At 63.7% G+C, this 20,588-nt stretch carries 20 protein-coding genes and 1 tRNA gene; 4 read left to right on the forward strand and 17 right to left on the reverse strand.

Annotation, left to right across the window (positions count from 1 at the left end; genetic code table 11):
* Positions 1 to 50 precede the first annotated feature (50 nt).
* Positions 51 to 944, forward strand: a complete 894-nt coding sequence (locus K369_RS14585) for a site-specific DNA-methyltransferase (protein ID WP_036292180.1) — start codon at positions 51 to 53, stop codon at positions 942 to 944.
* 142 nt (positions 945 to 1,086) lie between these two features.
* Here K369_RS14585 and K369_RS14590 read toward each other — a convergent pair.
* Positions 1,087 to 1,163 (reverse strand) — tRNA-His (locus K369_RS14590).
* Positions 1,164 to 1,324: 161 nt separating this feature from the next.
* Between K369_RS14590 and K369_RS14595 the strand changes: the two genes are divergently transcribed.
* Together K369_RS14595 and K369_RS14600 are read left to right on the forward strand one after the other, a co-directional pair.
* Positions 1,325 to 2,149, forward strand: coding sequence for a carbon-nitrogen hydrolase family protein (locus K369_RS14595; protein WP_036292182.1), 825 nt, complete (start codon positions 1,325 to 1,327; stop codon positions 2,147 to 2,149).
* Between the two features lie 232 nt (positions 2,150 to 2,381).
* Entirely contained in the window at positions 2,382 to 2,720 is a 339-nt protein-coding gene (locus K369_RS14600) for an integration host factor subunit alpha (RefSeq protein WP_018266370.1), read from the forward strand.
* A gap of 54 nt (positions 2,721 to 2,774) precedes the next feature.
* Here K369_RS14600 and K369_RS14605 read toward each other — a convergent pair whose 3' ends face one another.
* Together K369_RS14605 and K369_RS24815 are read right to left on the reverse strand one after the other, a co-directional pair.
* On the reverse strand, positions 2,775 to 3,521 hold the full coding sequence (locus tag K369_RS14605) for a YebC/PmpR family DNA-binding transcriptional regulator (protein WP_036292186.1): 747 nt from the start codon (positions 3,519 to 3,521) through the stop codon (positions 2,775 to 2,777).
* A gap of 138 nt (positions 3,522 to 3,659) precedes the next feature.
* Complete coding sequence (locus tag K369_RS24815) at positions 3,660 to 4,151, reverse strand: DUF4265 domain-containing protein (protein WP_051949317.1); 492 nt, start codon at positions 4,149 to 4,151, stop codon at positions 3,660 to 3,662.
* A 209-nt stretch (positions 4,152 to 4,360) separates the two neighbouring features.
* On the opposite strand from K369_RS24815, the gene K369_RS14615 reads away from it, so the two are divergent.
* A complete protein-coding gene (locus K369_RS14615; protein WP_036292189.1) occupies positions 4,361 to 4,699 on the forward strand; it encodes a YidB family protein in 339 nt (112 codons plus the stop codon).
* Positions 4,700 to 4,834: 135 nt separating this feature from the next.
* Here the strand turns inward: K369_RS14615 and K369_RS14620 are convergent, their stop codons facing one another.
* The 14 genes from K369_RS14620 to K369_RS14680 all read right to left on the reverse strand — a co-directional run bounded on the left by K369_RS14620 (position 4,835) and on the right by K369_RS14680 (position 20,159).
* A complete protein-coding gene (locus K369_RS14620) occupies positions 4,835 to 5,905 on the reverse strand; it encodes a hypothetical protein (RefSeq protein ID WP_245278202.1) in 1,071 nt (356 codons plus the stop codon).
* A 147-nt stretch (positions 5,906 to 6,052) separates the two neighbouring features.
* On the reverse strand, positions 6,053 to 7,900 hold the full coding sequence (gene mutL, locus K369_RS14625) for a DNA mismatch repair endonuclease MutL (protein ID WP_036292194.1): 1,848 nt from the start codon (positions 7,898 to 7,900) through the stop codon (positions 6,053 to 6,055).
* 76 nt (positions 7,901 to 7,976) lie between these two features.
* A complete protein-coding gene (locus K369_RS14630; RefSeq protein WP_036292195.1) occupies positions 7,977 to 8,435 on the reverse strand; it encodes a YaiI/YqxD family protein in 459 nt (152 codons plus the stop codon).
* A 277-nt stretch (positions 8,436 to 8,712) separates the two neighbouring features.
* A complete protein-coding gene (locus K369_RS14635) occupies positions 8,713 to 9,075 on the reverse strand; it encodes a hypothetical protein (RefSeq protein WP_036292196.1) in 363 nt (120 codons plus the stop codon).
* 120 nt (positions 9,076 to 9,195) lie between these two features.
* Entirely contained in the window at positions 9,196 to 10,851 is a 1,656-nt protein-coding gene (mbnF, locus tag K369_RS14640) for a methanobactin biosynthesis FAD monooxygenase MbnF (protein ID WP_036292197.1), read from the reverse strand.
* Positions 10,852 to 10,918: 67 nt separating this feature from the next.
* Entirely contained in the window at positions 10,919 to 12,199 is a 1,281-nt protein-coding gene (gene mbnM, locus K369_RS14645; protein WP_036292201.1) for an MATE family efflux transporter, read from the reverse strand.
* Entirely contained in the window at positions 12,196 to 12,780 is a 585-nt protein-coding gene (gene mbnC / locus K369_RS14650; RefSeq protein WP_156967936.1) for a methanobactin biosynthesis protein MbnC, read from the reverse strand. The genes mbnM and mbnC overlap by 4 nt, the downstream gene beginning before the upstream one ends.
* Positions 12,752 to 13,585 (reverse strand): methanobactin biosynthesis protein MbnB, encoded by an 834-nt coding sequence (gene mbnB / locus K369_RS14655; RefSeq protein ID WP_036295321.1) that lies wholly within the window; start codon positions 13,583 to 13,585, stop codon positions 12,752 to 12,754. The genes mbnC and mbnB overlap by 29 nt, the downstream gene beginning before the upstream one ends.
* A 79-nt stretch (positions 13,586 to 13,664) precedes the next feature.
* On the reverse strand, positions 13,665 to 13,763 hold the full coding sequence (gene mbnA / locus K369_RS27215; RefSeq protein WP_161912153.1) for a methanobactin: 99 nt from the start codon (positions 13,761 to 13,763) through the stop codon (positions 13,665 to 13,667).
* Positions 13,764 to 14,183: 420 nt separating this feature from the next.
* Positions 14,184 to 15,158 (reverse strand): MbnP family copper-binding protein, encoded by a 975-nt coding sequence (locus tag K369_RS14660; protein ID WP_036292205.1) that lies wholly within the window; start codon positions 15,156 to 15,158, stop codon positions 14,184 to 14,186.
* A gap of 67 nt (positions 15,159 to 15,225) precedes the next feature.
* Positions 15,226 to 17,781 (reverse strand): TonB-dependent receptor, encoded by a 2,556-nt coding sequence (locus tag K369_RS14665; RefSeq protein ID WP_245278203.1) that lies wholly within the window; start codon positions 17,779 to 17,781, stop codon positions 15,226 to 15,228.
* Between the two features lie 110 nt (positions 17,782 to 17,891).
* A complete protein-coding gene (locus K369_RS14670; protein ID WP_245278204.1) occupies positions 17,892 to 18,881 on the reverse strand; it encodes a FecR family protein in 990 nt (329 codons plus the stop codon).
* Between the two features lie 64 nt (positions 18,882 to 18,945).
* Positions 18,946 to 19,446: an RNA polymerase sigma factor gene (locus K369_RS14675; protein WP_036292211.1), complete on the reverse strand. Its 501-nt coding sequence runs from the start codon at positions 19,444 to 19,446 to the stop codon at positions 18,946 to 18,948.
* 107 nt (positions 19,447 to 19,553) lie between these two features.
* Complete coding sequence (locus K369_RS14680; RefSeq protein WP_198033133.1) at positions 19,554 to 20,159, reverse strand: hypothetical protein; 606 nt, start codon at positions 20,157 to 20,159, stop codon at positions 19,554 to 19,556.
* Positions 20,160 to 20,588 lie beyond the last annotated feature (429 nt).

The following is a 20,588-nucleotide window of genomic DNA, read 5'->3' on the forward strand; positions in this document are numbered from 1 at the left end:
TATCCCGGAGGACGCTTTGAGGATGCACGTATCGGATTCATCGATGAAAGATGGTCCGAGAGTTCGCGTCAGGGAAAATCGTCCTTCATATCGGCGACAGCCGCGATGTCGTCGCGCGCCTCGACGCATGCTCGGTCGATTCGATCGTGACCGACCCGCCGTATGGCATCGGATTCATGGGGCGGCGGTGGGACCACCCCGACAACATCGCATTCGATCCTGCATTCTGGCGCGAATGCCTGCGCGTCATGAAGCCCGGCGGACACCTCGCCGCCTTTTCCGCCGCGCGGACATATCATCGGATGGCGTGCGCCATTGAAGACGCGGGCTTCGAAATTCGCGACCAGATCGGGTGGCTTTACGGGTCGGGTGCCCCGAAGACCAAAAAGACGCTGAAGCCGGCATGGGAGCCGATCTGTCTTGCGCGGAAACCCTTCGAGGGATCCATGCGCGACAATATGGAATCCACCGGCCTCGGCGGCCTGAATGTCGATTTGTGCCGAGTCCACGGCAAAGACACCGTACCGATTTTTCGAAACGAGAAAAATCTTTCGTCGAGTGGGATTTACGGCGACGGCCTGCATGGTGGCATGAGGACAGGCGAGCAGGCCTCCAGCCGTTGGCCGGCGAACGTCGTCCATGACGGCAGCGACGAGGCCCTGTCGATATTCCCCTCTCCGAAAGGAGAGTCCGCAGCCAGATATTTTTACTGCTCAAAAGCCCCGAGATCCGAGCGAGCCGGGTCGAAACATCCGACGATCAAGCCCATGGCTCTCATGCGCTGGCTGACGCGTCTCGTCACGCCGCCGGGCGGCCTGATCCTGGAGCCTTTCGCCGGCAGCGGGACGACCCTCGCGGCCGCCGAGCTCGAGGGCTTCATGGCCATCGGAATCGAGCGAGAGGTGGAATTCGCGTCCGATATCGAACGCAGGATGACGGCCTAGCTGCCGAGCCACCCCGAATCATGCCGACGAGAATCGGGGCGCCGAATCCGTGCCCGACGGATCCTTTTTCCCGCTCCGTTGCCCCACTGCTGCCCCAGCGGTCGTTGCCCCGGGGAAGCATTCAGCTAACTTGTTGAAATAATGGTACCGCCACCCCGACTTGAACGGGGGACCCCCAGATCCACAATCTGGTGCTCTAACCAACTGAGCTATGGCGGCACGTCGGCGGGGCGGAAACTAGAAGCATCGCCGCGCCAATGCAATGCAGAAATGCAGGAAGGGACGCGAAAATTTCCGCGTTTCGCGATCGCCGCGCCGGTCTAGAATACCGCCTCCCATGGCGGCGGCGCCGCCCCTTCCAGCCCGTGAGACGTGAAGCGATGAAAGTCACCCTGGTCCAGATGAACTCGGTCAGCGACAAGGCCGCCAATCTCGCCGCCGCCCGGGCGCTCATCGACCAGGCCGTTCGCGAGGAGCGGCCGGACTGGATCTGTCTGCCGGAGGTTTTCGACTTCATCGGCGGCAATCGCGCCGACAAGGCCGCCGCCGCCGAGGAGCTGCCCGGCGGCCCCGCCTATTCGCTCTGCAGCGCCCTCGCCCGCGAATATGGCGTCTTCATCCACGCCGGCTCCATTCTCGAGAAGGTCCGCGGCGAGGAGCGCCTCCACAACACCACGGTCGCCTTCGACCGCAGCGGCAAGGAAGTGGCGCGCTACCGCAAGATTCACATGTTCGACATCACAGCGCCGGACGGCGCGCAATATCGCGAGAGCGCCGCCTTCAAGCCCGGCGATGCCGTCGTCACCTATGATTGCGAGGGCCTCACCATAGGCTGCGCCATTTGCTACGATCTGCGCTTTCCCTATCTTTTCCAGGCGCTGGCCGACAAGGGCGCGGATATCGTCGCCCTGCCCTCCGCCTTCACCCTCGTCACCGGCAAGGATCATTGGGAGGTGCTGGCCCGCGCCCGGGCGATCGAGATTCAGGCCTATTTCTGCGCCCCGAATCAGACCGGCGCGCATAAGGCCGGGCATGAAACCCGCGCGAGCTATGGCAATTCGCTGATCGCCGACCCGTGGGGCCATGTCGTCGCCCGCGCTTCGGAGGGCGTCGGCCTCGTCTCGACGCGAATCGACCGCGATCGCATCCGTAAGGTCCGCGCCATGATTCCCGTCGCGAGCCATAGGGTGAGCCTGCCCGGCTGAGCGGGCGGCGGCGCTGCGTTTACGATCTAACCAGCGGAGCCTTCAGGGGAAATCCCAGGCGCTCTTGCGCGATTCGGCAAAGTGTGGCTACATTATTGTTTAGACTGCCGACAATCCGCAAAACAGGATCGGCGCGCCGCAAAAAAAGGCGCCGGCAGAGGGGGGAGCAAAAAATAATGGCCTCGCGAACCAAAAGCCGCGAAGCGGGCAGGCTTGCGCCCGTATCCGTAGCATGACGAAGAAAATCGAGCCAGGGCGCACTTTGACGCGGGCGTCCCTGCGCGAGGCCGTGTACAGCTGTTGTCCAACGCTGTCGCGCGCCGAAGCTCGCCAAATCCTCGACGCCACATTCGAGGAGATCAGCGAAGCCCTGGTGCGAGGGGAATCGGTCAAGCTGCGCTCATTCGGCAGCTTCAACGTTCGCGCCAAGCGCGAACGTATCGGCCGCAATCCCAAGACCGGCGTGGAGGCGCCGATCTGCTCGCGCAAGGTGTTGACCTTCAAGGCCTCGCCCGTGCTCATCGCGCAGGTGAACGGGCTGCCGATCGAGCATTTGGAAGAGGCGGACTGACCGCCTCTCCAGGAAAAGCGCAAATGCGAGCGGGGCCGTCGGCCCCCTCGCCTCTCAGCCCGAGAGCTTGGCGACCAGAGCGTCCGACACCTCGAAATTGGCGTAGACATTCTGCACGTCGTCATTGTCCTCGAGGGCGCCGATCAGCTTGAGAATTTTCTCGCCCGCCTCATCGTCGACAGCGACGGAATTCTGCGGCCGCCAGACCAGCGCGGCCTTTTTCGGCTCGCCGAACTTGGCTTCCAGCGCCTTGGCGACGTCGCGCAGGCCCTCGAGCGAGGTGATGATCTCATGCGTCTCCTCGCCGGAGGAGACGTCTTCGGCGCCCGCCTCGATCGCCGCTTCCATGATCGCGTCCTCAGAGGCCGCCTTGCGCGGAAACTCGATGAGGCCGACGCGATCGAACATGAAGGAGACGGCGCCTGTCTCCGCCAGCGCGCCGCCCGCCTTGGTGAAATAGGAGCGAATCTCGCCGGCGGTGCGATTGCGATTGTCGGTCAGCGCCTCGATGATGACGGCGACGCCGCCCGGCGCATAGCCCTCGTAGCGCACCTCGTCATAATTCTCGGCGTCGGCGCCCGAGGCCTTTTTGATGGCGCGCTCGATATTGTCCTTGGGCATGTTCTCGGCGCGGGCCGCGAGCACGGCGGCGCGCAGGCGGGCGTTCATATTGGGATCGGGCAGGCCCATTTTGGCGGCGACGGTAATTTCGCGGGCGAGCTTGGAGAAGAGCTTGGAGCGGATCGCGTCCTGCTTGCCCTTCTTATGCATGATGTTCTTGAACTGACTATGTCCCGCCATCGTCCCGGCCCTTGAAATTCCGCTTTCCTGCCCCGCGGGGCTTCGCCGCGTCATATACGCCGGCCCCGCGCGGAAATAAAGGAAGGCGAAGCAGCATGAAAACGTGGCCTCGCGCTTTCGCCGCTCGACCGTCGCCGCTCAGGAGAGCAGCCGCGTCTCGTCCTCGAAAGTGGTGGAGCCGATCTGATAGAGCCAGAAGCCTTTGGACTCGCCCGCCGCGATGATCGCATGCGCGGCAGCGATATCGACATTGTCTGGAATATCGACGCTCAGCAGCAGCTTGCGCCCGACGTTGAGGTCCATATGCATGCTCTCGTAAGAGCAGCCCATCGCCTTGAGCAGCCGCCAGTCGGAGCCGGCCAGAACCTCCTCGCCGTCGATCAGCAGCATATAGGTCGAATGGCCGCCGCTCCTCGCCAAGCCCTTGAAATCGAAAAGGCGGCCATCCGCCCTGGGGACGGCGATCACAATGTCGCGGAACGACACTCCGGTCGCGAAATAAGGGGAGTTCAGCAGCCGGAACCGCGTCCACTCGCTTCCCTCGACCGGCTCGGCCCAGAGCGCTTCCGACGCATGGCCGTGCCAATCCTCGGGGTCCAGCGAAAACAAGACTTTCGGCTTGCTTTCCACCCGCGCCCCTTCCCTGAAATGCAAGTCTCGGAAGATAAGGAGAAACCCTAGCCGAGCCGGGGGCTCGACGTCAATTCGTCGCCCGTCGCGTCCCCCGCCTCTTCGCGGCGCCGCGCCGCATCGACGCGGCCAGAGCGCGCCCTAAGTGAGCAGCGTCGCCGTGGCCCCTCGGGGTCATGGCGCTCCGGCTTCTGCCAAGGAGGACGAAAATGGGTCTGCTGGACGGAATCATCGGCGGCGCGATCGGCGTCGAGCTCGCCACTCTGATCAACGGCTATATCGAAAAGCGCGGTGGATTGGAGAATGTGCTCAAGGACTTCGAGAAGAGCGGCTATGGCGAGAAGGTGAAGTCTTGGGTCGGCACCGGCCCCAATCTGCCCATCTCCGCGGAGCAGGTGCAGCAGACGCTCGGCTCCGATCGGGTGAAGGAGCTCGGCAATAAATTCGGCATTCCGCTGGACAAGGTCTCGGCGGCGCTGGCCGAATATCTGCCCAAGGTCGTCGACAAGGCGACGCCGGAAGGCAAGCTGCCGCCCCAGCAGCACTAGAGTGTTTTCGAGCGAAGTGGGAACCGCTTCGCGTGAAGAAAACACGACAGAACAAGGAGATCGATTCCGGTTCGATATGAACCGGAATCACTCTAAAGGCTCGGAGCAAAGCCGGGCGGGGCCGCGAAGCCCCGCTCAGGCCCGCTTCGACTGGGCGGCCTCGCCCGGATCGGCGGCGGTGGCCGCGGCGATCTCCGCCATTCGCACGCCGAGATCGACGATCGCCTGGCGCAGAACCAGCACCTCGCGGTCGCCGGTCGCAGCCGCCTCGGCGGGCGCCGCCGCCGGGGCCGTCGCGGCGATCGTCTCGCGCAGGCTCGCATGCTCCTTGCGCAGCGCGTCCATCGCCCCTTGCAGCAGCGCATTGTCGGAACGCGCGGCCTCCAGCCGATCGGCGTGATCGCGCTCCTCGGCGCGGGCGACGCGCAGAGCCGCCTCGAGATGCGCGATCTCGGCCGCGGAGCTGTGCTCCAACGCCGCCAGCCGCGCGCGGGTCTCGTCGAGATCCTTCTTCAGATCGGCCGTCTCCAGCACGGCGGCGTCGAGCTCGCGTGTCGTGCGCGCCAGCACGCCATCGACGGCTGAGAGGCGCTCCGCCACGGCGGAGGCGGCGGCGAATTCCGTCTGCAGCGCCTCCAGCCGCTGGCGCAGCTCGGCGTTCTGCACATGCAGGCTGGCGATGCTCGACTCATGGGTCGCGACCTCGGCGCGGCTCTCCTGGCTGAGGCGGGCGAGCTGCTCCTTGTCCATCTCCACATTGCGCAGATTGTAGATCAGCGTCTCGACGCGATCGGTCATGTCGTGCAGCGCGGTTTCCGTCGATTGCAGCAGCGCCGTGCGCTCCTCGAGGAAGCCGCGGGTCTCGTTGAACTTGCGCTCGAATTCGTCGCCGCGGGCGAGAGCCTGCGTCAGCGCGCCGTCGAGCTGCGCGACGCGGGCGGCGTTGCGGCCGATCTCGACCATGTCCTGCGTCTTGGTGGAGCGGACCGCCGCCATCTGCTGCTCGAGCCGGCGATAGCGCACGGCCAGCTCGCCGCGCAGCAGGTCGCGCTCCGCCACCATTTTCTCGATCGAGAGCGGCGTCAGCATATTGAGTCGGCGCAGCGACAGACGCATGGCCCGCCGCCAGAAGGCGGGCAGGAACATCAGCGTGAACAGCCCGGCCGCGAGGAACCCGAGCGCGAAAAACATCGCTTGTTCGATCAAGGCGCGGCGTTCCTTCGCTCTGGCTCGGGCGCTGTCATTTCCCTTCGGGGGGCCGAATGTCGCGCCGCGACAATGCCACGTCGCCGGCCTGAAATCAAAGCGCTCGGCCGCGCCCGGACTTAAGGGTTTTTCCGCGTCTTCCGCCCCTCAGCCGCGCCCGAACAGCTTCTCTATGTCGGCGAGCTTCAGCTCCACATAGGTCGGCCGGCCGTGATTGCACTGGCCGGCGCCCGGCGTTTTCTCCATCTCGCGCAGCAGCGCGTTCATCTCCTCCGCCGTCAGCCGGCGGCCGGCGCGCACCGAATGATGACAGGCGACGCGCGACAAAAGCGCATCGAGCCGCCGCGTCAACCCACGCGCGTCCCCCTCCTCGGCGAGGAGATCGGCGATATCCTCGATGAGCCGTCCGACATCTATGTCGCCGAGCGCCGCCGGCGTCTCCCGCACCAGCGCGGCGCCCGGGCCGAAGGGCTCCAGCGCCAGGCCGAGGGCGGACAGCTCCTCCTGCGCCGACAGCAGCGCGTCGAGCCGCGTCGCATCCAGCTCGACGACGCGCGGAACCAGCAGCAGCTGGCGGGCGACTCCCTCCGCCTCCCGCTGCGCCTTCAATTTCTCATAGACGAGCCGCTCATGCGCGGCGTGCTGATCGACGATGACGAGCCCATCCTTGGTCTGCGCGACGATATAGGTCTCGTGCAGCTGCGCCCGCGCCGCGCCGAGCGGGTTTTCCACAGCGGCGGCCACGGGCGGCGCGTCGGCGGGCCGCGAATCGGCCGCAGGCGGGCCGACATCGAAAGCCGCTTGCGGCGGCTCCGCGAAGCCGGCCGGGGCGCTGGGCGAGCTGCGCAAATCCCAGTCGAGCGGCCGGCTGCGCGGCGGCCCGCCGAAGGAAGAAAAGCCCGCGCCGGAAGTAGCCGACCATTCCCGCCCGGGCGCCGTTCTGGCCCGCTCGGCCAGCACGTCCAGCGCCGCGCGGGCCGGCGTGTCGGCGCTGCGATGGAGCGCCGAGGCCAGCGCCTCCTTCAGCGCCCCCACCACCAGGCCGCGCGCGCGGCCTGGATCGGAAAAGCGCACCTCCGCCTTGGCCGGATGGACATTCACATCGACGACGCGCGGATCGCATTCCAGGAACAGCGCCAGCGCCGGATGGCGGTCATGCGAGAGAAAATCGAGATAGGCGGCGCGTATCGCCCCGGAGAACAGTCTGTCGCGCACGGGACGGCCGTTCACATAGACATATTGCATCAGCGCATTGGCGCGATGAAAAGTGGGCAGGCCGGCGAGTCCCTCGAGGCGGAACGCCTCGCGCTCCGCATGCAGCGCGATCGCATTATCGGCGAATTCCGTCCCCAGCGCCTGGGCGATGCGCCGCGCCCGCCCCTCCTCGGAGTCCCCGCAGGCGGGATAGTCGAAGGAGGCGCCCATATCCGCCGCGAAGGAGAAGCGCACGGCAGGATTGGCCATGGCCAGCCGTTTGACCACATCGGCGACAGCCGCCGTCTCCGCCCGCTCGGTTTTCAAAAATTTGAGCCGCGCCGGCGTCGCCGCGAAGAGATCGCGCGCCTCCACCCGCGCGCCCTTGGGCCAATTGCTGGGCTTGAGCCCGCGCTTCTCGCCCGCCTCCACCCTGATCTGCGCGCCGACCTCGGCGCCGGCGGCGCGCGCGTCGATGGTGAGATCGGCAACCGCGGCGATGGAGGGCAGCGCCTCGCCGCGAAAGCCGAGCGTCGCTATGGCGGTCAGATCGCCATCGGGGATTTTCGACGTGGCGTGGCGCTCGACGGCGAGCGCCAAATCCTCGGCGCTCATGCCGCAGCCATCGTCGATCACGCGAATGAGCCGCCGCCCGCCCGCCTCAATGGCGACGTCGATGCGCGAGGCGCCGGCGTCGAGCGCATTCTCGACCAGCTCCTTGACGGCGGAGGCCGGCCGCTCGATCACCTCGCCGGCGGCGATGCGATCGACGAGAATGGGATCGAGACGGCGAACGCGCATGAAGGGAGCCGGCGGTGAATGGAGCGCGGCAATCTATAGGAGGGGAGCGATTCGGTGAAATGGGGCGGCCGCCGGCCTATCGCCGCCGTCTCTGCTCTCTGGCGATGGCCTGGTCCAAAGCCTGAAGGAACTGCGACCGGGCGGCCGAGGAGAACGGCGGCGGCCCGCCGGTGGCCTCGCCCGTCGAGCGTATATGCTCCATGAGCGAGCGCTGCGCGAGCGCCAGACCGATCGAATCCTTGGTGAAGGCGCGGCCATAGGGCGCGATGGCGTGCGCGTCCTTCGCCAATGCACGCGCGGCCAGAGGAATATCGGCGGTGACGACCACATCTCCGGCGACGACCTGCTCGGCGATCCAATCATCGGCCGCATCGGCCCCGGCCTCGACGATGATCCTCGAGATCATCGGCGATCGCGGAATTTGCATGAAGCTGTTGGAGACGACGAAAGTCTGCAACCCATAGCGAGAGGCGACCTTATACGTCTCGTCCTTCACGGGGCATGCGTCGCCGTCGATGTAGATTTTGATCGGCATGACGCATTCTAGCCGATCGAGCGGCGGTCGTCGCGCGCGTAGGACGTTCCCGCTCACGAACGACGATGTCGCGCCATAACCCGCCATTCGATGCGGACAGCCGGAGGGCGCGGTTCAAGGAGAACGACGAGAGGCGCCCTGTCGGCGTCGAATATCGCACGGCGCCGCCCTGATCCGAGTGCTCGGCCGCGTCGATTGGGACCTGCCGAAATAAACGCGCGCCGTTCGGCGACACCCCCTCCGGCGCGGTCGGCGAGCGCTCTCGACAAAGGAACGCTCATTGTGCCTCCGGGCCGACTTTTCCCGCCGCTGGAGCTTGCGCCTTGCTCGCCGCCTGAAGGATTTTCGCGCGCCGATAGGTGATCCTTTCTCTCTCCTTGCGGCTCAAGCTGGATGAGGTCGCGGCGCGATCACACGCCTCGATGATCGCCTGGACATTCCGATCCGTCACGTCTTCTTTCGTGAAGCAGGCCTGCCAGCTCACCAGGAGCTGCAAAATGTTCGAGTCGGCGCCGGCGTTTCCTCGCATCGTCTCGATCACTTTGTCGTGACAGCCGGCGCCATCTCCAATAGCCGGCGCGGGGCAGCTCACTGTCGGTTCGAGCGCGAGCGCAGCGCATGTGGCGGCGAGCCCCAGCATGAGGCCTCCGGCGCCGACAAAAGCCGAGCATGCTCGGCTGCGTGCGAAAACAACGCCGCGGAGCGCTCTGCGAGCTGGGGGAATTTTAGGAAGCGGGCTTTTTGGGGCTGACATGGCTCCTCACGGCATGACTTTGACCATCGACGCGTAAGCAGGCGGCGAAGGTGGGATTTCGCGTCGATCGAGACAGCGCGCGCGATCGAGGGAACGCCTCAGAATTGCTTCGGAATCCGCGCTCCCGTCGACTGATCGCGATGCGACGAAGCCGTCGGGGCGCACGAGCAGCGCTCCGCTCGGTCCGAGCCCGGTTCGCGAGAGAAATGCGCCGGTCGGATCATCGACATCCACTCCGATCAGAAAGGCTCTCAACGGCGCGCCTTCGCCGCGAGAGAGCGCTCGCGCGGCCTCGATCCATGCGGATCCGGCGGGACCGGCCAGCAGCACAAATCCTTGTCCCACGAGATCATGCGTCGAAATCTCGACGCCGTTTCTGACGAGCGGAACATGCGCGAGTCGGGACCCGGGCTTGCCGCTCGGATGCAGCGTATCGTCCGCCGGCAGTCCATCGTCCGGCCCGTCCAAGGAAATAGCCGGCGATCGATAGCGATAGCTCATCGCGGCGTCGAGATAGTTGACTCGACCGAAGGCGTCGGAGAGGTCGGTGCGGTCCTGGCGAAGCCGCTCGACATAATTCTCGGTCGCACGCGCGATCGAGAGCTGCGCGACCGGGCGGCGCTCGGCGTCATAGGTGTCCAGCAGAGCCGGGCCGGCCTCGCCTTTGATCACCATGGCGAGCTTCCAGGCGAGATCGGCCGCATCCTGGATCGCGGTTTGACCGGCGAGGCCTCCGACCGGCGGCATTATATGGGCCGCGTCGCCGGCGAAAAACACCCGGCCGAGACTCATTCGTTCGGCGAGCAGCGCCGACATCCGCCAGGGAAGGACGTTCAGAATCTGGACGTCGAGATCGGGTTGACCCAACGCCGCGCGCACGAGCTTCTCACATCGCTCGGCGTCGAAGTCCGACACGGTTTCGCGAGCCGCGTCATATTCGACATTGAGCTGCCCACGGTCGGGATCGTCGCAGCTGACGAAGGCTCCCGTGAAGTCGCGATGACGCAGGTAGCAGAGAAGGAAGCCGCGGTTCTCCATCGCGATCGACAGATCCGCTCGGAAGAGAATGGATACTGCGTGAGATACGCCGTCGACGCCGATCATGTCGACGCCGAGCGCTCTGCGGATAGCGCCGCTGCTTCCATCGGCAGCGACGAGATAGTCGGCATGGACCGTCTTCTCCTCTCCACTCTCCGCGTCGCGCAGACAGGCGCGGACACTGTCCGCGTCTTGCGAGACACGGATGAGCTCGGTCGAAAAGCGAATGTCGGCGCCATGCGCTCGCGCATGGCGAAGCAGCACCGGCTCGACGCGATCCTGACCGGCGCTGCAGAGCATCGCCGGCGAGAGCGGGCGCGGATCGAATCCGCCCGGCGTCGCCATTATCTTTATGGGCGAGCTCGTGACCGTCTCTGCGACCATGATCGTCGTGTCGCCGGGCGCGGCTCGTGTGGCGAGGCGCAGGTCGTTTTCGAGGCCAGGAACCTGCCGTAGCAGCTCCAGGCTGCGAAGATTGAACCCGTGGGCTCTCGGATGATCGGAGAGCGCGGCGCGGCGCTCGACGAGCCGGCACGGAACGCCGCGGATGGAAAGCATCAGCGCGGCTGTCAGCCCCGCATATCCGCCGCCCACGATCAAAACTGGCGCATGTTCGGATGGCATGGTCCTGCAACCTCCCGCTCTCTCGCGTCGCGTCTTCTCTCGGCGCGCCTCGCGGATCATGGCCTTTTTAGAGGGCCGCGTTCGCGCGCACGCTGTTCCTGGGCAGTGCGAGACGTCGCCAGAGCCACAGCGCGCAGATGGCCTCAGGGACGATCAGCGACGTATAGGTCAGAGGCGGCGAATCGGCCGCGAGCCCCAACGCCAAAAGAGGCACGGCGCAGGCCCAGAGCGCGACGCTGTCCGCTTTCGCGACCTCGGCGAAAGCTCTGCGCGACAGCAGCGCGGCCCTCGTCACATTGGCCGCGTGTCGAAGCGGTAGTGAAATGGCGAGCGCCACGATCAGGGACGACCACCAAGGCCCCTGCTGACCGTACAGATCACCGAGCAGATCGCGGCTTGTGAACAGCACGAGCGCAGCGAAGAAAGAGATGGGCGCGCCGCGAAGCCAAAGCGCGCGGACGAGCGGAGCGATGACGTCGTCCCCGACGCGCGCCAGTCGGAAAGAGAGAAAGCGCGTGAGCGCCAGCAACGGCGCGAAGACGAGGAGCATCAGCGTCTGTCCGGCGGCATAGGCGCTCAGCCGAGAAATGTCGTAATGTCCGAGCCAGGGGGCCGCGAAAAGCATGACGCCGGCCGTTACTGCGAAATGCACCGCGATAGTTCGCTGCGACTCCCATGCCGTCGAACGAAAGAAATCCGTCGTCCAGGAATAGCTCGGAATGTGGAATGGCGTCCCATGACGCGAAGAGAGGGTGCGCCAACACCATACGGAAGAGATAATCGCAACGACGAGCCCGCTCGCGAAGCAGCCCCGAAGCCCCAAGCCCAGAACGCCGATGAAGAGGAGATTTCCTCCGATCTTCAATGCGCCTTCGATCAGTTTCCAGCGCACGATGGAAACGCCTTCGTTCAGCGCGTGGAGAATGAGAATGGCGGCGTTGACGGAGAAGCGCAGTGGCGTGGCGACCGTGTATAGGTAAATTGCCGTCTCGATCTGCGCGGCGACTTCGCCCTCACCCGCCGCCAGCGCAGCCAATCGCGGATAGAAGACGAAGCCGAGAAACCCGCAGAACAGGCCGATGACCGCCGAGAGGCACAGCGCGCCGCCGATCACAGTCGCCTCGTCGGCTGCGCCTCGCCGCTGCGCGACGATCGTCGAGGCGACCGTTCCCATGGCTGTCATCAGCACGAGATCGAGCAGCGCCAGACGCGTGAGAAGAACATAGGCGCTCTGCGCGTCGCCTCCCAGCCACCCGAGCGTGACGATATCCACCTGCAGCACGAACTGCGTCGAGCCGATGCTGACGAGCAATGGCCAATATCCGCGCCAGAAGCCGCTTTCGATCATCGCGGTATCGGCCGCCAGCCGGGAAAATGGCCGAGTCTGAGACTGGGCGTGAAGAAATAGCCGAACAGACCATCCGGCGCCGGAAGCGGCTCCTCGAACTCGAGGCGCTCCACCTGGTTCAGGCCGCAATAGACGCTGTCCATCTTCCAGCCGACCACCACTGCATCGATCAGAGGCGTGCCGATCACGACGCCGAGGTCGTCGACATTGCGATCATAGCCGAGCCAGCGAGCGGCGGAGGCCGTCATCATCGACAGTAATAGTTCCTCGCTCAGCCGGTCCCGAAACTCCGACTGCGCCAGCCATTGATAGACCCATAGAAAATAGGTCCAATCGAAGGACAGCTTCTCCTGTCTGGCCCAGGCCATGAAAGGATGGAAGATCGAGGCTCCGTCCGGGCCGGAGAGATCGAGCAGCAATGGGCAGGTGTCGAACAGCGTGTGCCAATAGGCGCGAAGGCTTATGTCGATGCGGATATAGGAACGAGACTCGCGCGGATAGGTCGCGAGCCGCGCAGGGCTCATTAGATCGCCGTAGAGATCGGCGTCGATTCTAGCTGGCGCAGGCGACAAGACCGGCATGCTCGAGCTCCTGAGTGCGGGGGAATATCTCGCGCAGACGCTGCAGATCGACTGCAATCGAATCATAGTCGATGTTGATGTCGCGCTCGTAAGTGATGGTCGCGCCCGGCTTGTCGAACGACGAGCGCATCGAGGACAGGAATTCGATCGTGTCCGGCGCCATCTCTCGATCATGCGCGTCGACGATGACATGAGGCGCGCTGAATGACTGCGCATAGCCCGCGACATGAAAATGCTGCGTCGTCTCGATGATGTCGTTCCAGAGGTCGAGCGGCGCGCCGCAATTGTGCTGCGCGCAGACGGCGTTCGACGCGTCGAAGAGAACGCCCGCTCCGGTCTCCTTGGATAGGCGCCGATAAAAGGCCGGCGCATCCCATCCGCCCTCCATGATCGATGGAAAATTTTCGAGATAGAGGCGACGTCCGAGCAAATCCTGCCACTTCTCGACGCGCCGTCGAACGGCGTCGAATTGCGTCTCGTAATCAATTTCGCCGAGGTTGTAGAAGCATCTGCCTTCGTGCGTAAAACGTAGCAAATGGTCCGACACGTAGATCGGGTTCAATGCGTCGATGAGAATCCGTATCCGCTTCGCCAGCTTGCCGAGAACCTCGTCGTCACTCTCGAGAAATTTCGAGAACATGATATGAAATGCGATCGGGCAATCGAGAGTCGTCTCCAGCTCTTTTGGAGGGACATGGAGAAAATTGTCGATCAATAGCTCACAATAGTCGATCTGGCGCGCCTTGATCATCCGCTGGACCATGTCGAGCGTCGCATTGAGCGTGAAATTGAAGCCGATCTGCATATCGAAACAGGCCTCCAAGAAAACGACCGCAGGTCTCGAGACGCCGCCCCCGGCGAATGCGACGGGGGCGGCCTGCCGATCAGGGGCAGAGCGGGCCGCACATCGGGCACGAGCTGCACATCGCGCCCAGACGACCGACGACCGGGAGAACTTCCTTCTTGGCGATCTTGATAGCCATTGCTTCCTCCTGAAAAGCGCCGAGTTGTGCCGGTCTGACTGTATTATACAGAATAGACAAAGCATCGCATCTGCGGCGATCAGCCATGCGACAAATATATAATGGCTTAAAATTCTCCAATTGCAATACAAAATCGCCGATTTTTCTCTTTTAGAGCTGAAAATAGTTGAGTGTAAAAAATATATACATTTCGTACGTAGTATAGATTGCATCCATACATGTTTGCGGTCTGCGCCTCCAATGGGCCGGAGACGCGCGCCGAGAGATCGATCCTGCGGCAGCGTCGCGCGTGATTATCGATGAGCTCTTCGAGCGTCGCGATCGTCCCGTCATGCATGCAGCGCGGCCGCGCCACACTGTTGCGGCGCGCTCGCCGCCGCGGCAATATCGGCTACGAGCGCGAGAGAAGCGGCGCGCGCTTCATTGCTTGCCGCCCACGATCTTCGCCGGCTTGGCAGCGCCGACCTTGAAGACCGGCGAGACGCCGGGCTTCGTCTGCTTGCCGGCGTCGCCAGCGCCTGGAGCGCTTTCCGCGAGATTGAGACCGAGCGCCGAGAAGATCGCCGGGCATTCTGGATCGTCCAGCGCGGTCATGCAGCCGATCGAGCCACCTTTGTCGACCAGAAGATCGGTGTTCTCGAACAGGCGCGTCAGATCGAATTCGACACGTTGGGTCTTGGGATCGAATCGGTCGAAGGTGACCGTGAAGCGATTCTCGCGCGCGCAGGAGACGATCTCGCCCGTCGCGGGATTGCCCTTGCAGCCCGACGAGCCGAGATGCGTCATCCATATCCGCGTCTTGGAGCCGTCGGACTTGGTGATGTACGGCGCGGGCGGAATGACTTCCACGAGAAGAAATTTGCGGCCGGCCTGCCAGTTCCAGGCCATGGCGGCGATGTCGAGCGGCGGGGCCGCGGTTTCCGTGCTCGAATGATTGAGCGCGATGATCTTGCCGTCCGCCACGCCCTGGACCGGCACGCCGATCGAGAACTCGAGTCCTGCATAGGCGCCAGCCGGCGCGGTTCCGTCGACCGTCGTGTTCTTTGCGGGATTGGTGTCGGTGCAAGGCGTGTTGCCGCCGCGCGCGTCCTTGAAGTCGAGCAGAGCGACGCCGGCATATTGCCAGTCGTTCTGCGTGAGAGCGACGGGCGTGCGCACGCCCTTTGCATCGATGAGCTTCACATCGTGAATATAGAAGCGGGCGTCGTGCAGCTTCGTCTCGAGACGGCCGCTTCCGAGATTGGGCAGCGGCGCAGCGCAACCGACGTCCTTGCCGTCCGCCGTCAGCGCGAAGCGAAGCGTCACCGCCTGGTCCCGCGCCGCGGCGCTGTGACAGACGCCAACCGTGAGAGCTGCGATCAGCAGCGCCGCGAGCTTCGACTTTTGTTCCCGCATCGTTCGTCACTCCTTCCAGATAGGCTCGCACTCTCGTTTCAGTCGGCCGCCAAATTCGCAAACAGACTTAGAACTCCACGCGCAGAGAGCCGAGGAAAGTGCGCGGCGTTCCGGTCTGGATGGTGTAGCGGTCGTAAGACGCAGGAAAATACCTCGCATCGCCGATGTTCTTCACATTCAGCTGACCCGTGACGGTGAGGCCGGCGATCTGCGTCGTGTAGGAGATCATTCCGTTGACGATCGCATAGCCCGGCACGACGAAGGAATTCGCATTGTCGCCGAGATAGCTCTCGGAGACCGACACGCCGGCTCCAAGACCAAGGCCGCGGAAAGCGCCGTCCGCGTCATATTTTATCCAGAGATTTCCGTAATTGCGCGGGCTTCCCGCCAGCTTCTTTCCGGTGACGGCGAGCTGGGTCGTGATGAGCGTGAGTGGATTATAGGAGGGCGATCCCTCCACGGTGCGCACATCGTCATGCGTATAATTGGCGATCACGCTCCAATTGTCGTCGATGCGGCCGGTCAGATCGAATTCGAAGCCCTGGCTGCGGGCCTTGCCGATCAGCAGCGTGTTTCGCGTGTTCGTCGGATCGGTATAGGGGACATTGGACTTGACGATGTCGAAATAGGCCATCGTCAGCGAGAGGCGCTTGTCGAGGAGCTCCGCCTTGACGCCTGCTTCATATTGCTCGCCTTTCTGCGGAGCCAGAGGCGCGAGATTTTGCGTCGTGCCGTTGTTCGCGCCGAAGGACTGCGTAAAATCGCCGAACAGCGAAAGCCAGGGAAGCGGCTGGTAGACGACGCCGACGCGCGGGCTGAAGGCGTTGGAGTAGACATTCACATAAGAGGCGCGCGCGGCATAGTCGGACGCGCCGATCTTGTTCGAGCCCGTTTCCGTCCAGTCGTAGCGGCCGCCGAGCAGCACATGTACCGAATCGTCGAAGAAGGAGAGCATGTCCTGGCCGTAGACGCCGGTCCATTTCTGACCCGCCGCGCCGTAGCTGGCGGTCCCTCGATAGGGGTTCTCGGGCAGCCAATAAGTGGGCGCATAAATATTGATCGCTCTGATCGGGCTGAAGAAATAGGTGAGGTTCACGGGCAGGTAGGTCCCGAAATAATCATATCCGAGCAGCACGGAATGCTCGATCGGCCCGGTCGTGAAACGGCCCTTCAGATCGACATTGGCGCCGAAGCTGTCCTCGCCATAGCCGGGCAAAAAATTCACGACACGGTTCATCACGCCCGTCGCCTGATTGACGCCCGTTATCGAGAGATTCTCGTTTCGCGTGTCGATATGGTAATAGCTGAGCCGATTCGTCAGGCTCCAGCCGGGAAGAAATTCGTAAGTGGCGTCATAGGCGATGCGCTTGCGCTCGAAGTGGTTCGGCGTCGATTTCATAATGGACGGCTCGCCCAAATATCGGCTCACCGGAATATTGGCCGGAGCGCCGCCGATCGCAGGGAAGGTCGGATAATCGTCGACATAGGTCTTGTTCTGATATTCGAAATCGATGTTCATCTTGAACTGCTCGACCGGACGAATCGAGATCGTCGGCGCGATGAAGAGATTTCGATCGGTCACGAAATTGCGGTAGGAATCGGTGCTGTAGAATTCGCCGTTGAAGCGGTAGAGAACGCTCTTCTCGTCGTTCAGCGGCCCGGTGACGTCGAGGGTCGTTCGTGTCCCGCCGAAGGATTTCACCTGCTGCTGCAATGAATAATAGGGCGTCTCGAGCGGTCGCTTGACGACCAGATTGATGATGCCGCCGGGTTCGCCTCTGCCGAACAGCATGGCGGCCGGACCTTTCAGCACTTCGATCGCTTGCAGATTCGTCGTGTCGAGATTGCGCAGCCTATATTCCATCAGCCCGTTCTTGTAGACGTTGCCGACGGTATTGTAGAAGCCGCGAACCTTGAACAGCTCGATGCCGCTGATGCCCTGCGTGACGCCGCTGACATTGGAGAGCAAGGCGTCGTTGACGGAAATCGCCTGCTGATCGTCCATCGTCTGGCGCGTCACCACCTCGACCGCGATCGGCGTCTTCAGCAGCGGCGTGTCCGTCTTCAGCGTCGAGGGCGCGCTGATGGCGTTGTAGCCGGTGTGCCGATCTCCCGGCCCTTGGCTACCTGCGCCCGAGCCGGGGCGGCTTGTCGGACGATTGGGCTCGGAGCCGATATCGATCGTCGGCAGAGGCGTGGCGCCGCCAGCGCTCGCATCATTGCGGGTGTCGCCCGATTGAGCCAGGACGATCAGCACCGACTTGCCGTTGGGAGACAGCGCGTAGCTCAGCCCCGTTCCCGACAGGACTTCCGACAGCGCCGCCGCGAGACTATGCGATCCCGAGACGCCTCTCGTCCGATACGAGCGGGTCAAGCGCGAGTCATAGACGATGCGCACGCCGCTCGCGTCAGCGACGCTGTTGAGCGCAGTCGAGATGGGGCCGGCCGGAATGTCGTAGCTTCGCACGATCTCCGCGATTTCCTTCTGCGGCATCTGCGCATGCGCTTCGGCGCGATCCGCGTTCGATCCGAATGCGAGAGCGCCCATCGCGGTCAGGATGGCCGTCGCCCCCATCATCCCACCCTTCGCTGACTTGCTGCCGTGAGGAATCCGATCCGACATCTCGTTTTGGTCCTGTCCCGTCTCCAGGCGGCAGGCGCCGCGCCTCCCACTCAGACAAGGACGAACCGACCCCTCCCACGGGGAGGTCGACGAGCAAAAAAAATCCTCTTCTATCCCGTGAGCACGACGAGATAGCCGAGATCGAGAGCGCGAAGGCCGAGAGCCTTCTCGATCGCGGAGATGGCGGCGATCGGATCCGCCGCGTCGAACACGCCGCTCACGCGCCTTTCTCGGATCGATGGATCGAGAATGAGAATATATCCGCTCAGATAATGTCCGAGCACAGAGACGACCTCGGCGAGCGGCTTGTCGTCGAAAATCAGCTTTCCGCGACGCCATGCGGCGACATGGTCGACTTGCACCCGGTATGGATCGACCGCGGCGACGCCCGGCCCGAAAGCGCTCTGCTCGCCTTCATCGACGATGATCGCCGGGCCGCCCGTCATGACGCGCACCCGATGCTGCGCGACAGTGATCTCCGTTCGCTCCCCCGTGGTCGAGATGTCGAAGCTCGTGCCGAGAGCCGTCACCGAGCCGCGGGCGACCAGAACGGAAAAGGGCCTGCCGGCGTCCGGCGCGACGTCGAACCAAGCCTCGCCCTTCAGCAGGGTCACATTTCGCTTGCCTTCGTCGAAATCGAGCGAGATGGCCGAGCGAGGGCCGAGCTCGATCCGCGATCCATCGACGAGCCGAATGGTCCGCGTCTCCGCGACGCCGGTGCGGGTCTGCGCCCTCAACATGATCCAGGCGTCGTCGAAAAAGACATAGGATAACAGCGTTATGGCCAGCCCCGCGAGGACGGTGGCGACGCGAACGCGCCGCGATCGGCGCGGCGGCGGCACTTCGAAGGCGTCTATGAGCGGCCGCAGATCTTCGAGATCGCCCCAGATGCGGCAAACCTTCTCGAATGCCTCGCGGTTGGCCGGCTCATGCGTCAGCCAAATGACGAACGCCTCGCGCTCCTGCGGAGTCGGAGCGCGACTGTCGAGGCGCGTCCACCATTCGATGGCCGCTCTCCGACGGTTCGCCCGATCACGGGGAGCGTCATCCTCCTCCATCGCCGCGCCAATCTGCCTCTCATAGGGCGTTATCGCCGCCATTGATCCACTACTTTAGCAGGACGGACGCCGACCGCGATATAAGGTGAGGTCTCGAGACGAAAATTTAGTCGAGCGCCGCATGGCACCTCTCCAGCGCCAGCCGCAGATGCTTGAGGACCATGTTTCGGGAAATGCCGAGCCGCTGCGCTATTTCGTCCGGCGAAAGATCATGGAAGCGACGTAAGATGAAGACTTCCCGACACTTGGGGGGCAGGCCTTTCATCGCGGCGTATAGCAAGCGGGCGCTTTCCTTCGCCTCGCAGACTTGTGACGGATCGAGCCCGGTCTCGGCGATCTCGGCCGGGATGTCGCCTGGCGCGACGTGCTTGGCCATGCACTTGGAATGACGGGAGAAGTCGCGCGCGAGATTGATCGCCGTCGTTCGTAGATAGGCGTCCTCGTCGGCGATCGGTCCGGCCTCCCGACGCCGCAGCATCCGCACAAAGGTCTCTTGTAGAAGATCGAAAGCGTCCTCGTAGCCGACACGACGCGTCAGACAGTCGAGAAGATCGCGCTTGTTGCGCTCGAAGAGCTCGCCGATCGAACGGCCATTGGTTCTGAACATGATGTGGCTTCCGCTGGAGCCTCGAACTCGCGATGGCGGCGAAGCGAGAGGCCGCACGAGCGGGACCCGCCCCGAACGATTTTCCCGCTCCAGAGCGGGAGAAGCGCTCAGGACAGACGCGGCGGAGCGCGGGAAGAGTGAGAGCTCGTCCAGGTCGTAAGCGGTCGGTCGACAGTGTCGACGCGCCTATCGGCGACGTCGGTCGAGGTCAGAGGGGCGAGAAAATCGGCGACAACGGCGAAGAAGAAAAGCAGAGGAGGCTGATCGTCACGACCGCCCGATGCGCAGAGAAGGCAGCATTGATCGGCCGTATGGCGCTCCTGGATCGGCGCATTTGAATCCGACGCGGGGGAGAGCCTGCAGATCTCATAATTTCCAGCCTCGAAAGAGGCGGAGGCATGAGAACGGAGCGCTTCCACATTTCGCGCAAAGGCAAAACTGCTCTGCAATGCGACGAAACAGATCAAGGCGCCGATAATGGCGCTCGCCGATCGTTTTCGCTGTGCGCCCCAGTTCATCATGCGTGATTTGTAAGCCCGCCCCTTGTCATTGGTCAAGTTTCGGAAGGACCGAGAAAGTTCCGGCGCGACCGTCGAGTTGAGCGGACTCGCGAGGAATGCTGCAGGGACAAGAATAATTCCGCCGTGGGGATGGCGACGGTTGCGGCGATGCAATGACTGACGTCCGCAGAGACACGCCGCGGTCGACTGCATCGGACAAAGCGGCGGTGGCCTTACGTGACAAGAAGAGAGCCCGAGCCAAGCGGCCCACGAACGACACGCGGGCGATTCCAGAATCCGAAGATGGACGGGTTCGCTTGGTCACTGAATTGGTCGGGACGCCGACCTTCTTCTGGATCACGACGGCGCCGTCGTCGACGCAGACGTCGTCCACCGGTCGGCGCACGAGGTCGCTCGAAGGCCTGCTCACGCGCGCTCTCGCCCGAACCACGGGAACGTCGGCTTTCGGCATTGGCGGACGTCGGCCGTACGGGAGGGACGCCGCTGCAATAGGTCAGAGACCCCCTTCACCGTCTCGAACGGTCAGGTGGCGCCATTTGCGGACTTTCGCTCGAGACTCGTCTCGACGATACGATATAGGCTCGGCTTTGTTCCGTTTCAGATCGGCAGCAAACCCGCGCA

Source organism: Methylosinus sp. PW1, assembly GCF_000745215.1.
Lineage (GTDB): Bacteria > Pseudomonadota > Alphaproteobacteria > Rhizobiales > Beijerinckiaceae > Methylosinus.

What these genes read in the sequence shown, in the direction of transcription:
- K369_RS14635 (WP_036292196.1), bottom strand. Translation starts at nt 9,075, where the DNA reads ATGCTGGGGCTCGCCGCCACATGCGCTGCGCTCGCGCTCGAACCGACA.
- mbnC (WP_156967936.1), bottom strand. Translation starts at nt 12,780, where the DNA reads ATGCCGGTCTTGTCGCCTGCGCCAGCTAGAATCGACGCCGATCTCTAC.
- mbnM (WP_036292201.1), bottom strand. Translation starts at nt 12,199, where the DNA reads ATGATCGAAAGCGGCTTCTGGCGCGGATATTGGCCATTGCTCGTCAGC.
- K369_RS14615 (WP_036292189.1), top strand. Translation starts at nt 4,361, where the DNA reads ATGGGTCTGCTGGACGGAATCATCGGCGGCGCGATCGGCGTCGAGCTC.
- K369_RS14675 (WP_036292211.1), bottom strand. Translation starts at nt 19,446, where the DNA reads ATGTTCAGAACCAATGGCCGTTCGATCGGCGAGCTCTTCGAGCGCAAC.
- mbnB (WP_036295321.1), bottom strand. Translation starts at nt 13,585, where the DNA reads ATGCAGATCGGCTTCAATTTCACGCTCAATGCGACGCTCGACATGGTC.
- K369_RS14600 (WP_018266370.1), top strand. Translation starts at nt 2,382, where the DNA reads ATGACGAAGAAAATCGAGCCAGGGCGCACTTTGACGCGGGCGTCCCTG.
- K369_RS14585 (WP_036292180.1), top strand. Translation starts at nt 51, where the DNA reads ATGGTCCGAGAGTTCGCGTCAGGGAAAATCGTCCTTCATATCGGCGAC.
- K369_RS14665 (WP_245278203.1), bottom strand. Translation starts at nt 17,781, where the DNA reads ATGTCGGATCGGATTCCTCACGGCAGCAAGTCAGCGAAGGGTGGGATG.
- K369_RS14670 (WP_245278204.1), bottom strand. Translation starts at nt 18,881, where the DNA reads ATGGCGGCGATAACGCCCTATGAGAGGCAGATTGGCGCGGCGATGGAG.
- mutL (WP_036292194.1), bottom strand. Translation starts at nt 7,900, where the DNA reads ATGCGCGTTCGCCGTCTCGATCCCATTCTCGTCGATCGCATCGCCGCC.
- K369_RS14680 (WP_198033133.1), bottom strand. Translation starts at nt 20,159, where the DNA reads ATGCAGTCGACCGCGGCGTGTCTCTGCGGACGTCAGTCATTGCATCGC.
- mbnF (WP_036292197.1), bottom strand. Translation starts at nt 10,851, where the DNA reads ATGCCATCCGAACATGCGCCAGTTTTGATCGTGGGCGGCGGATATGCG.
- K369_RS14595 (WP_036292182.1), top strand. Translation starts at nt 1,325, where the DNA reads ATGAAAGTCACCCTGGTCCAGATGAACTCGGTCAGCGACAAGGCCGCC.
- K369_RS14605 (WP_036292186.1), bottom strand. Translation starts at nt 3,521, where the DNA reads ATGGCGGGACATAGTCAGTTCAAGAACATCATGCATAAGAAGGGCAAG.
- mbnA (WP_161912153.1), bottom strand. Translation starts at nt 13,763, where the DNA reads ATGGCTATCAAGATCGCCAAGAAGGAAGTTCTCCCGGTCGTCGGTCGT.
- K369_RS14630 (WP_036292195.1), bottom strand. Translation starts at nt 8,435, where the DNA reads ATGCCGATCAAAATCTACATCGACGGCGACGCATGCCCCGTGAAGGAC.
- K369_RS14660 (WP_036292205.1), bottom strand. Translation starts at nt 15,158, where the DNA reads ATGCGGGAACAAAAGTCGAAGCTCGCGGCGCTGCTGATCGCAGCTCTC.